This is a genomic window from Pseudomonas deceptionensis (genome assembly GCF_900106095.1).
GTDB lineage: Bacteria > Pseudomonadota > Gammaproteobacteria > Pseudomonadales > Pseudomonadaceae > Aquipseudomonas > Aquipseudomonas deceptionensis.
Genome location: NZ_FNUD01000002.1, coordinates 3,518,053 through 3,529,465 on the forward strand (window position 1 = coordinate 3,518,053; position 11,413 = coordinate 3,529,465).

The 11,413-nt window shown below is 53.6% G+C and carries 10 protein-coding genes and 4 pseudogenes; 6 read left to right on the forward strand and 8 right to left on the reverse strand.

Annotated features, from left to right (window positions below):
- Position 1 precedes the first annotated feature (1 nt).
- Positions 2-1,357 (forward strand): hypothetical protein, encoded by a 1,356-nt coding sequence (locus BLW11_RS23850; protein ID WP_139272558.1) that lies wholly within the window; start codon positions 2-4, stop codon positions 1,355-1,357.
- 140 nt (positions 1,358-1,497) lie between these two features.
- Here the strand turns inward: BLW11_RS23850 and BLW11_RS16005 are convergent, their stop codons facing one another.
- Together BLW11_RS16005 and BLW11_RS16010 are read right to left on the reverse strand one after the other, a co-directional pair.
- Positions 1,498-1,968, reverse strand: a complete 471-nt coding sequence (locus BLW11_RS16005; RefSeq protein ID WP_048361857.1) for an MbcA/ParS/Xre antitoxin family protein — start codon at positions 1,966-1,968, stop codon at positions 1,498-1,500.
- A gap of 350 nt (positions 1,969-2,318) precedes the next feature.
- On the reverse strand, positions 2,319-3,428 hold the full coding sequence (locus BLW11_RS16010; RefSeq protein WP_193790201.1) for a site-specific integrase: 1,110 nt from the start codon (positions 3,426-3,428) through the stop codon (positions 2,319-2,321).
- A 78-nt stretch (positions 3,429-3,506) separates the two neighbouring features.
- On the opposite strand from BLW11_RS16010, the gene BLW11_RS16015 reads away from it, so the two are divergent.
- The 4 genes and pseudogenes from BLW11_RS16015 to BLW11_RS16030 all read left to right on the forward strand — a co-directional run bounded on the left by BLW11_RS16015 (position 3,507) and on the right by BLW11_RS16030 (position 7,000).
- Complete coding sequence (locus BLW11_RS16015) at positions 3,507-4,379, forward strand: DNA-binding protein (protein ID WP_048361856.1); 873 nt, start codon at positions 3,507-3,509, stop codon at positions 4,377-4,379.
- 76 nt (positions 4,380-4,455) lie between these two features.
- Positions 4,456-4,962, forward strand: a complete 507-nt coding sequence (locus BLW11_RS16020) for a P-loop NTPase fold protein (RefSeq protein WP_048361855.1) — start codon at positions 4,456-4,458, stop codon at positions 4,960-4,962.
- A gap of 7 nt (positions 4,963-4,969) precedes the next feature.
- Positions 4,970-5,450, forward strand: a pseudogene (locus BLW11_RS16025) (transposase); the annotation flags it as partial.
- A gap of 509 nt (positions 5,451-5,959) precedes the next feature.
- Positions 5,960-7,000, forward strand: a complete 1,041-nt coding sequence (locus BLW11_RS16030; RefSeq protein ID WP_074836830.1) for a DUF4062 domain-containing protein — start codon at positions 5,960-5,962, stop codon at positions 6,998-7,000.
- Between the two features lie 57 nt (positions 7,001-7,057).
- Here the strand turns inward: BLW11_RS16030 and BLW11_RS16035 are convergent, their stop codons facing one another.
- The 5 genes and pseudogenes from BLW11_RS16035 to BLW11_RS16055 all read right to left on the reverse strand — a co-directional run bounded on the left by BLW11_RS16035 (position 7,058) and on the right by BLW11_RS16055 (position 10,396).
- A complete protein-coding gene (locus BLW11_RS16035; RefSeq protein WP_048361853.1) occupies positions 7,058-7,399 on the reverse strand; it encodes a hypothetical protein in 342 nt (113 codons plus the stop codon).
- A gap of 60 nt (positions 7,400-7,459) precedes the next feature.
- Positions 7,460-7,684, reverse strand: coding sequence for a DUF2188 domain-containing protein (locus BLW11_RS16040; protein WP_017136943.1), 225 nt, complete (start codon positions 7,682-7,684; stop codon positions 7,460-7,462).
- 970 nt (positions 7,685-8,654) lie between these two features.
- Positions 8,655-8,984 (reverse strand): annotated as a pseudogene (locus BLW11_RS16045) (IS66 family transposase); the annotation flags it as partial.
- A 193-nt stretch (positions 8,985-9,177) separates the two neighbouring features.
- Positions 9,178-9,387: pseudogene (locus BLW11_RS24090) on the reverse strand (EamA/RhaT family transporter); the annotation flags it as partial.
- Positions 9,388-9,961: 574 nt separating this feature from the next.
- Positions 9,962-10,396: a hypothetical protein gene (locus BLW11_RS16055; RefSeq protein ID WP_048361852.1), complete on the reverse strand. Its 435-nt coding sequence runs from the start codon at positions 10,394-10,396 to the stop codon at positions 9,962-9,964.
- Between the two features lie 168 nt (positions 10,397-10,564).
- Here BLW11_RS16055 and BLW11_RS16060 point away from each other — a divergent pair, with 168 nt between their 5' ends.
- Positions 10,565-11,047 (forward strand): helix-turn-helix domain-containing protein, encoded by a 483-nt coding sequence (locus BLW11_RS16060; protein WP_241486181.1) that lies wholly within the window; start codon positions 10,565-10,567, stop codon positions 11,045-11,047.
- 197 nt (positions 11,048-11,244) lie between these two features.
- On the opposite strand, the pseudogene BLW11_RS23855 reads toward BLW11_RS16060, so the two are convergent.
- Positions 11,245-11,355, reverse strand: a pseudogene (locus BLW11_RS23855) (IS3 family transposase); the annotation flags it as partial.
- Positions 11,356-11,413: the final 58 nt, after the last annotated feature.

The following is an 11,413-nucleotide window of genomic DNA, read 5'->3' on the forward strand; positions in this document are numbered from 1 at the left end:
AATGATGAGTCTCTATTATCCGGAATGTGGACCTATGCCATATGAATCGATTTTTTCGATTTATTTAAAATTATCACATGGCAACTTCATCTCTTTACCCGAGCTAGCGAAAAGACTCGGAGGAGGGGTGGGAAATGGTGACAGAAGTCAATGGCTGATCACCCGCAAGATTGAAAGCGCCCTGGACGACGTTCTGCCAAGAGTGACGGGGCATTTGCCTTGGATGCATGCGCCGGTGAGTGCCCTGAATAGCCCAACAGCTGTCCTAACTTTCTGCGTTGAATGTCTAAACTTTGGTTACCACTCCGTATTTAATTCGATCTGCCTACATCGCGTGTGCCCTTTACATAAACGTGCGTTAAGTGTGGCCTGTAATGGCTGTAGGCGGCATTTCTATAAGGGATTTAGTCCTGCTCAAAGCATACCTCGCTCTTTGGAGGTTTGCGGGAAATGCGGCTTCCAAGACATCGGACTTCGCCGTGAGATAAGGATGCGCCGCTCACCTAAGCTACAGAGTGCGCTAGATTACTTTGGTAGTGCCCAAGCTCGTTGGTACCGGGAGATTTATGGCCTCGACACTGCGGAGAGCGGTTACAGCGGCCTGTATTACCAGTCAAGTCTTGCGCGTGCCGAACTTTCGGGGCCGGGTGAGCGGCTGTTCGATATGCGTAGCCCTGAAAGCCTGTCAGGGTATCGACAATTTTCACCACCGATTGCTTGCATCGGCCGGTTCAGAACCTATCTACATGACCGCTTATACCGTGCTGACTCTCCATTTCATTTGGGTGATTATCTGCGGTTGCATTCGCAACATGAAGTATTACACCGTGTGAAAGTCAGGTTTTTGGGCAAACATTTTAGTTGCTTCGAGGAGGGGTGCGAAATAGCAGGTTATCCTGATGGCCAACCTAAGACTACATCATTCTGCGCCCTAGCGGTGGCATTTATTCTTCTGTGCCTGAAAGCATCTTATAATATATGGCCGAGCTCAGGTAGTGACTTTCATGACTTCTCACCTAATAACGCAGAGAATACGAAGCCGGCTCCCTTGCTGACAAATTGGAGCTACCGTGAAGCAGTACTGGTTTTTTTAACTATCCTGGCACGCTTGGAATATTACGTGTCCGAAGGGCACGATTTTTTTGTAATTTGTAGATCTGAAGTGATTTATTTTCCAGATGACCGTGGCGTGACGCTGTTACGGAAGTCCTCTTACAAGTTTCGCTGTAACTGCCGTAATCCTCAGCGCCAACATTTGCTGTCTCGCAGTGGCAGTGGTGGCGCGTTAATGGTCGTGTGCGCTGCTCAAGGCGATCACGTTGATGGAAATCTCGCCTCCAAGCACCTTGTCGTATAGATGCCCCGAGCTAAGGCTTGTCGTAACAGGGGTTCCCCAAGGCTATTCTGAGTCTAGTGCTCGGATAGCTAGGAGGCGATGAAGGGTTTGGGCATCGCTACCTCAGGTCTCTGTAACATGGGCTGAAGTCATCGACCAGGCTAGGCATAAACGCCGTAGGCGAGTTGTTGTAAATATGCCTTGAGGGCTTGAAAGCCCACAGCGTTGGTCAACATGTCGAGCGGCAACTCTCCACCCAAATAGAAGCAGGGTCGAACCAGCCAAGCTTCAGCAAGTGCCAGCGAACCGAAAACCTCGTTGGCAAGTTCTACGGTGCAGGCGTAGTGCAGGGCGATGGCACTCTGCGGTGGTGTCAGTCGGGCAGGTCTCTGCCTGCGCCGTGACCGTTGTCGGCTCTGGGGCTGCCCTAGTATTCGCCTCCACACCTGTTCATCGCCGCAGTGAGTGGTGGCTGATAACAAGTTCTGAACATCCACAAAAGCGAAGCCATGCGCAACGTGGCGGAACACCTGTGCTGGGCTGAACTCATCGGGATCAGGGTGTAGCAGGTAAGTCGTGGGACGCATGGGCGTGATCACCCCACGGCCGTGAGTACGACTTGTTGTTGACATACACAGATCCTCCGTCAGTGTAGCTTGCTACCTCCCCAGCCCCGGATTGCCTCAGCGATAGGACTATGACATACAGCAATGAATCATTACGCCGCTTGCGGGCACCGTCGGGGTGTCGTGGATTACAGATCGAATGCATGAGAAAGGCGACCTTAATCTCGACCCGATAGTCGCGCTCTAGACCAACGAGTGAGAATCGGTTTTAAGGACTCTGCCTGTCTGGCCGGCTTTGGTGCACATGGCAGGCTGATAGAGGAGGAGGTGTTATGGGTGTTGTGCTTGGGATTGAAGCCGTAGTCCTCCCTGTCGCGAACGAATTGGATCTAATGCTAATCACCGGTCGCCATTAGCTAGGAGTTCCCGCCATCACGTTCCGGGACGATGGGCAGTAATTGGCTCGCCCGACTGCCTAGCAGCGAACCGGCCTGAAAATACCCCATCACCGTGCTGACGCTCCGGTGTTCTGTCATCGCCATTACTTCCCCTAATGGTACTCCCTGGCGTCCTGCCTCGGTCACGAAACCCGAGCGCAAGCTGTGCGCCGCCCAATCGCCCTCCAGGCCCGCCAGTTTCGCGCGTCGCTGGACGATGCGCGCGACCTGGTCTGCTGACAATCCCGAACGCCCCACCGTATTGCCCTTATACAGCCGGCGAAACAGCGGACCGCTGTCGGCGGGAGCGGCGGCCAGCCAAGCTGCTAGGGCCTGCGCTGCAGGACCTCGCAGCGGCTTCTCCCGACGAACGCCACCGGTGTCGGTCTTGGTCGCGCCGAGCGCGTACAGCCAGGTGTCGGCATCCAGTCGACGCACATCGCTGACCTGCAGTCCGACCACTTCCGAGCGACGCCGACCGCCACCGCTCCAGGCCAGCAAGAGTAGGGCGCGGTCACGTATGCCGCGCACGCCGTCGTCACAGGTGGCGAGCAGTGCCTGCAACGGCTCGAGCACGATCGCGGTTTTCTTGCGCACGTTCACGCCCTGGCGTGCCTGCGCCTTGCGTGCCTCGCGCAGCAGAGTTTTTAACGCCGGCGCCTCGGTCGGGCTGTCCCACTCATTGATCCGATGCCATTTGCCCAAAACGGCTAGGCGATGGCTCACCGTGTTGAACGCCAGTGGTCCCAGCTTGCTTTTGACCCGGGCAGCGATCAGTAGGGCGTCGATGCCTGGCGGCAGCAGGTGCACCCAACCGCCGTCGGCCAGCGGCCGCGCGAGGTGATCCAGGACGAATTGCACCGCCACTGGCGCGGGGAGTGCCCCATCACCCAGCGCTAGGCCATAACGCAGCTGCAGCCAGGCGGACCAGTAGGCGAGGGCGCTGCGATAACTGCGCACTGTGTTGGCCGCGGTGCCGGCGGCAATAAACGCCGCCGCGGCTTCCTGGGCGTGGAGCGCCAAGGATTGCGGGTCGAGCGGCATTTCGTCGACCAAAGCCAACTGATCTGTAATATTTAATACGTTCAACGTATGATAATTCCAATATTCAAACAATAACGTCGGATAACATTTAATTATCAGACCTAATATACGGGGAGTTAAGTCATGGCAGTAGGGGTGCCGGAAAACGAGGTATTTGCCGCCGCCGACGCAGTCTTAGCCCGTGGCGAACGGCCGACGGTGGAGCGAGTGCGCCTGGAGCTGGGCCGCGGAAGCCCCGCGCGGGTTGGTGGTCTGCTCGATCAATGGTGGGCGAGTCTGGCCGAAAGGCTGAGCAGCGAGACTCGCCTGCCGACTTTGCCGGCGGGGGTCTCGCAGGCCTTTGTCGCCGTGTGGCAACAGGCAATTCATCTGGCACAGGCCGTTGCTGAGCAGGGACTGTCCGAACAACGTCAGGTCGTGACCGCCGAGCGTGAGCGAGTTGCCGTCGTAGAGGACCAGGCTCGTCAGGACGCTGCACTTGCTCGACAGCATGCGATGGTCGCCCAAGCGGCACAGCAAGTTAGCGAGACTCGTTTGGCGGACCTAGAGGCGCTTCTGGAACAGCGTGCGACGCAGATTCTAGACCTGCAGCAGCAGCGCGACAGCCTGCTGCGGGAGCGCGGTGACGGGCAACAGCACAGCCAGACCTTGCATCAGGAGCTGAATGACTTGCGACGCAAAGCCGAGCAGGAACGTGTAGCGCAGGAGATCTACGTGCGCGGGGTCGAGGATCGTGCACATCGTGAAGTCGATCGTGCCCGGGAAGAGAGCAAGCATATGACCGCCCAAGTGAAGGAAGCAGGCTACCAACTTGAGCATTTGCAGCAAAGGCTTGAAGGTGCTCAGGACGCGCTGGGTCAGGCACTGCAAAATGCCGCAGCACAGCTGGCGCGTGGCGACACGCTGGAGCAGCAGTTAGTGCAACTGCGCTCATTGCCAGTCAGCGAACGTAAGACACGAGCGAGGAAAAAGCCGGTACCTTCGCCAGCGAAGTAAGCACGTTAGGCTACATCTTCAGCATACGGCGCCTGAGCTTCCACAGCTGGGCATGACACATCACAGGGAGTGGGCGATGGATGAATTGGGTTTCGCTAATGACCGACCGATCAAAGCTGCCGAGCAGGATCTACTGGGGCGCTCCGCATTTGCTAAAAACCTTGCAGCGGCGATTGTCGGCTGGAAAAACCAAGAGTGCCTGGTCATTGCCCTGACGGGGCCATGGGGCAGCGGCAGGAGTTCGATCAAGAATCTGGCCATTCAGGAGTTAATCGCCACACCACATCTTGAAGTCATCGAGCACAACCCTTGGGAGTGGACCGCTCAGGAGAAACTGAGCGAGTCGTTTTTCGATGAGGTCTCACGCGCTATTCGGCGAAAGGAAAAGCAAAGACGGCAAGAAACTGGCCAAGGTCATGCATCAGCATGGGCGGCGGATCAATGCCAGCGCAGAGTTGGTGGATGGAATGACCCGCTACCTACAGCTGTTTCTCGGTTCGGCACTCGTAACGTCCTACCTCGGTACCCGGACGACGAACCCCACCGTGCAAACACTGATGGGTATTACTCTGTGCATAGGTAGGTGCAGGGTGTGGGACAAAACCGAGCGCAAGAACGACAGTTTCTCGGGCAACGATTTCGACTGGAATGAAGAGGCTGAGGAATACCGCTGCCCAGCCGGCAACGCGTTGCGCAGCGAATGGCGAGCGTTCGCACGTCACGAAAGCCAACACCATCATTTTCCGATCCAGACAGACCGACTGTGCGACGTGTCCGATGAAAGCCAAGTACTGCCCGAACACTTCGATTCGCAAGATCGCCCGCAGCGTCCATGAAGCCGCTCGTGAAGTGGCCCGACGCATCGCAGCGACGCCGGAGTACGTGCGCTCTCGCCACGAACGTAAGAAGGTCGAAATGTTGTTTGCCCACCTCAAGCGCATCCTGAAACTGGATCGCTTGCGACTACGTGGCATGAGTAGCGCGACCGATGAGTTCACGCTGGCGGCTGCGGTACAGAACCTGCGTCGACTGGCCAAACTTACCTCTCAAGGGCCACCTGCCACGGGATAGGTGCGCCTGCACTAGGCAACAAACCTCAAACTAACCCAATAACAGAGCAACAAAGGTCAACGAAGGGACGAGAAACTACTCAATGTGGTGAGTAGGTTCTCCGGTGGTAGCCGTGCCTGAGTTCAGTCGAACTGAAAATCCGACTTTTTCAACAGAATCGGCCGATTTCTGCCGGTCAAGGCCGCCCCGTGGGCTGGTCAGATCCCATGCAAACAACTGGTCAAGTCGAATGTAAATGGCTGGTCAGTAGCAATGCAAACTGGTGGTTAAGTGGAATGCCATTCGCCAAGATTTAACGCAGGCGCGCTCACTTCAATTCTGGCGAAGCGTTTTTACACACTCTGGGCCGCTTGCTGCTCCTCACGACAGGCAGCAATCAGCTAAAAGCAGTCAGTATCTACGAAATCGGGGGCTATTCAGCGGCTAGCTTTTTTCGGCTACTGTCATTTCGAGCAAAGCGGCCGGTATGATGAGGCGAAACGGATGTGGCCTAAGTGATGAGGACTGCTATGAACGTGTTTATCAGCTCTGTAGTACGTAATTTTGAGCACTATCGTGCGGCCGCCAAAAAAGCAGTTTCTCTGTTGGGGCACATCCCGGTGATGTGTGAGGATTTTGGTGCACGACCCTATTCATCTGAAGTCGCATGCATGACTGAGGTTGACCAGGCCGACGTAGTGGTGCTGATTCTTGGCGCGGACTTCGGCTTCAAAACCCACACAGGTGAGTCCGTCACTCAGCAGGAGTTCCATCGCGCCAAAGCTGCCAATAAACCCATCCTGGCTTTTCTGGAAGAGGTTCCGGTAGAGGATGATCAAAAGCGCTTTCACTGGGAGGTTTCCGATTACGTCGACGGCCTTTTCCGTTCCACCTTCACAGGTGATCGCGATCTCTCAGACAAAATCATCCAGGGGCTAAGCCAACTTGCAGCCAGTCGCAGCGCCATTTCCGAACAGGAGTTCGTTCAGCACCTGCAGAATCGTAGCAACAGCCGAAATTGGAATAGCCGGCCTCGTGAAGATCGCCTTGAACTCGTGTTTCTGCCGCAGCCCATTCTCTCGGGTACGTTGCGTTCCATACACACCCAGCATGATGAATTCTTCCTCAAGCTTTCTCAGGCGGGCTTGGTTTCTATCAAGGGTGGTTACAAGTCATTTAACGAGGGAGACATCACCGGCCTAGATGCGGAGGCCTCTTGGCGGCATCACGATAATGGGATGACTTGGCTCTCTATTCCTCTGGCAGCCCCAGCAAAGGACGGCGAATATTTTGCCTCCTACTACCTCTCGCCCAGCCGGCTAAAACGTTTTGCGGAAGAAGCTTTTAGTTTGATTAGCCGAGGTAAGGGAGGCTGGTTCCAGCTGGGGATCTACGGAATTTCTCACCAAGTCTACGCCGAGCCGCCAACAACCCCTGCATCGTCGATGTCCATGCCGTACCGCAGTGAGAAAAATATTGAGGAAAGAAAACTGCTGATTCCAGCGTCACAGGGCATTTTCAACCAGTGGCTGGAAGACGCTTTGTTCCGAATAGGGCGCAAGCTTTCCTAAGAATTGAGCGTGGCCAGCAGACGGATGGCGGATAAGCAACAATGAACCCTTCGTGTCTCAGCTTGGCAGTTCTTCTAGCTTGAAGATCCGGTTGTCAGCCTTGAGCGCTGGAAAGGCTTCGCAATATGCATAGGGCTCGCTGAATAAAGTGCTGGGCGCATGAATGTTGAAGACCTTAACCTGGGGAGGGTGGCCGCTTTGCCGTTCATGGCGAAGGTCGTCCAGAGACCCAGGTGCCTCACCATTTTGTTCGGCAATCGAAATCACTAGATCTCGAAGGGTTTCGATTTCTGCATCAGATGCTTCTGCATAGGTGGTCAGTCGCTTATGACTTCCAAACCCGCCTCGGGTAGAACCGATTCGGTTCAGGTGCACGTGAACCACCGTTACGATCTTCATACCGAATACCTTATTGAAGCCCAGGATGCGCCTCCTTCCGGAGACGCTATGAGGTCGTAATCAGCCCTTGGGAGGATGGGGGTCGTTGCCATAGGAGTCACGTTCACGGATCAGGTTGTCCCGGCCGTGGATGAGCACCTCGCTTTTTTGGTTTTGAGCTATCTGACGAGCCGCGTCAGCAGCTTCCTTTTGAGTCCGATGGTGGGAGGTGTCTTTAGTATTCCCCTCACCCCGAACCGCCCAGCCTTCATCACGTTTCACGACGTGCTGATTTTTGCCTGCCATGGAACACCTCTACTAGTGAGTTGCCAGCCTAGTAGAAGGTAGCATCGAAACGGGCAAATACAACATGTAGTGCTAGATCGACTGGTAGTGCATGTATGTAGTGCTTTTTCTCAGCAAATCGGCCTGTCTTGCTCAAGCTTACGTGCAGAAGCAGAAGTGCCTCGCCGATTCGCGACGCGGCTGCTCCTCTACTATATCCATGAAAAAAGATGATCAGGCTAGCTAGGCTTTGGGCTTATGAAATGCAGAAATCTACGCCAAGGTTTTCGACATGCTTTTGAACTACTCCCGCGCTGGAGGACAGTGTGCTTTTGGCCGGTAGTTGCCCTTTGTGGCAGGCATAAAATCGCTAGCGTGACTGGCTTCGGTTGCATATTCCAACACTGAGAAATTGCGAGCGTACGGGAGTCGCCCCCCATCTGTCTCAGAGCTACAGCTATCGCATTTCATTTCGCAGATAATTGAGCACTTGTGACGGGGTGGGTTGCGATTCAGTCAAACTGATGATTTTCCCGACTGTAGGACAGCCAAATATGTGGGCGGGACTGGCAGACATCCGTTTCCTAAATGCCATGCCGATCATCCACGAAGTCCAACGACGGTTGTGTCGCGCTGAACGGTAACCGTCCGGCCAAGTCACCTACCGAACTCCAGCATTAAGGACGATGGTGTCCGCGTATTTTTAAGCGAACGCTATCACCATTATCGCTAGGATTTCCATGCGCCAACGTAGCTCTTATCCCAAACCGTTCAAAGCCCAGGTCGTTCAGAAAGCGCAATGCGGCAAGGTTTGATTGCGGGACGCTTACCGCCAATAAGCGAAAACCCCAAAAATAGTGGTTGCGCGGCCATTTTCGGTTAATATTTTCTGAGTGTTCGGCGCACATTTTAAGAAAATCTTGGCGCGGTTAAGAAAATCTAGCCAACGACAGGGGAAAAATGGGAAATCTAGTGGGTTACGCCCATTTGATCAATGCGATGGAGCTACCCACTGGTGCGGCAGCAACTGTCCAATCTCAATAGCCATCTGTGTCGGCAACCGCGTAAGCACATCCTTGAGATAGCCATACGGGTCATGCCCGTTCATGCGTGCCGACTGAATCAGACTCATGATTGCCGCAGCCCGTTTTCCTTAGCGCAACGACCCTGCGAAGAGCCAGTTTTTGCGTCCAAGCGCCCATGGCCTAATTTGGGTTTCCGCCCAATTGTTGTCTATGGGTACGGCCCCGTCATTGAGGTATCGCGACAGCGCTGCCCAGCGTTTCAGGCTGTAATCGAGTGCTTTGCTGATGAGTAGATGACTTGGCCGGACGGTTACCGCCATCCCGCGCTGCTGTGAGGTGTCTAGCCGTACGGATACATCTCTCTGACGTTCTAGGGTATCCGTCCGGCCAAGTCATCTACCAGACGCAGCGTGACCAAGACAAGGTATTCACTTAAGTGGCCACCAGCCAATCAGATGAGAAATCGCTGAGGGCAGTTAAGTTGTTGGATCAATCCGAAGCTGGTGAGGGTTCTTGCTTCGGTGTGCTCTTGCTGAGAACGAACCACACAGCTAAACAGATAGGCCCGCCGCCGTACAAATGCGCGACCGAAAGACGTTCACCAAGGAACACCACACCCCACAGCACGCCAAAGGGAGGGATAAGGAAGGTCACGGTCAGCGAACGCACCGGCCCAATATCCGCGATCAAGCGGAAGTACTGTAGTGCTCAATGAGGTCGCGAAGTTTCTAGAAGCTAAGGTATCAATTCTCACGCCTTTTAAGAGCGTCCGACATGATCCAGGTATGTTGAGCGATTGTTCAACGGTCGAGATGCTTTAAAGATGAGCTTAGATTTTTTCAACCGGAAAGTCGTCCAATAGGTTCCAGCTTGCTATCATTTTTCGCCGCAATGTCGAGAAGCCTTCCCTGATTTTCAGACCGATTTTGGAGTTGCTGTCGGGCTTCGGCTTCAGCTGTTGATTTTGTATACCACTTGCGGGTTTTTACTTTTTGTCGGCCTTTCATCGCATTGTCATACCTCATGATACTCAGTTAATACAAAGCAGTTGCGGCAAGCCTCGTATACCTAGCTACATCGGATAGATAGCTTGCTCAGTGTTTTTGATCAAGGCCCATAGGAGGATCTCTAGATCAATTTTTTGAAATAGCAAGGGTTAAGCACTCCCAAGAGCGCTATGGAAATGTATTGGATGGCCAATGGTATTCAGCTAAGCAGTTCCTCACTTATGTGGACCTAGCTAAATTTTTATCTTCAAAACCACCTTCCGCTGCTAGAAATCTGATGCTTTGGGTGCATATAGTAAATTACGCCTGTGCTGATCGTAATCTGCGACAGTTGAATACTCTGTTCCGGTCGCGACTTGATATGCATGTCCTACGATCTGCCCTGCGCTATCAACTAGTTCATGAAGACTTACCAGAGCCTCCATTCTCCAACTACCTGTGCCATTGATCTCACCAGGGGTGACAACTTGGACTTGGTTGATCCAAGCTGTTTTGCTTTGTCCTCCGATCAAATCCACCAGAAGCGGAACGCTGGGAGCAAGAACAACCCCTTGATGTATGCCATTACTCCTGGAGTCGATAGTCTCTACGTGGAACCATGGCCACATGGTTTCTAGCTCCACAAGAGACCAGAACTGAAAACCATTTGCTGCTCTAAAAATATTGGGCATCAGTTCAGCTTCACGCATCGTTCTAAACATATTTTTTCCTGAGTGGCACCTACAGCTCAACCCAGAACAACGGGGCTGCGGGTCGACATCCGGTAGCTTGGCAGCGCCCAAATGGATGGATATTCCAATACGAGCATTATAGTGCGTTTATCGGAATGGCCGCAATGTGGCTCTATCCTCATATTTGAGGATTGTTGGGTGCTCAATCACGAAATCGCGGCTGCTATCAGGACTATACGACGGATGAAAGGTCTCGCGTATGAAGACCTCGCCGACGTTACAGTACGACGCACCATCAGTTCCCTAGAGCAAGCTCAAGTCAATATATCCATCGGCAAGCTTGATGATCTCGCCAGCGCGCTGAACTTCGATTTTGTAGCCTTGGTTGCTCTGTGTGTAGCCCTGCGAGAAGACGCAGACCCAGAACAAATAATTCAGCGTGCTTCTGCGACGCTGGATGCGTTCTCGACCCGAGAAGGAATGGCCCAGCTACGATCTCAGTTAAACGGTGGAAAGATTGTTCCGAGAAAACCTGGTAAGCCCACCAATGGTGTCAATTTGGCATCCGTAATGAAACTTCGTGCGCGCGGCCTCAACCAAGCAGAGATTTCAAGAGAGCTAGGCCTATCCAAATCAACTGTTAACCGTTACTGGAAACTTTCAGTAAATCAACCTCAGTGAGTCTAATGACTTTGATTTAGAACCCTGTGACAGCAAATGCGAAACTACTCCATTTGCTGACGTCTTGCTGTCCCATCTCCATTGCTTACAAGCCGCTCATTGGTGAAATTTTGATCGTTTTTCACTGGAGCGCTTCAAATGCACCAAAGGTAAATACGGCCCTGCGCCCGATGCGATCAGCGACGCAACACGGACTAGACCACCCAGAGCGAGCAGCAGGCCTCTATATGGCTATAGCCTTGATAGAGCACGAGAGCTGCGGCCTCGCGTTTGAACTCAGCGGAAAAAGAACGACGTTGCTTGTTCATCGGACACCCATTTAGGCGAGCATAATCGCCTAAATGGGTGTCCGGAATCATTAGACCA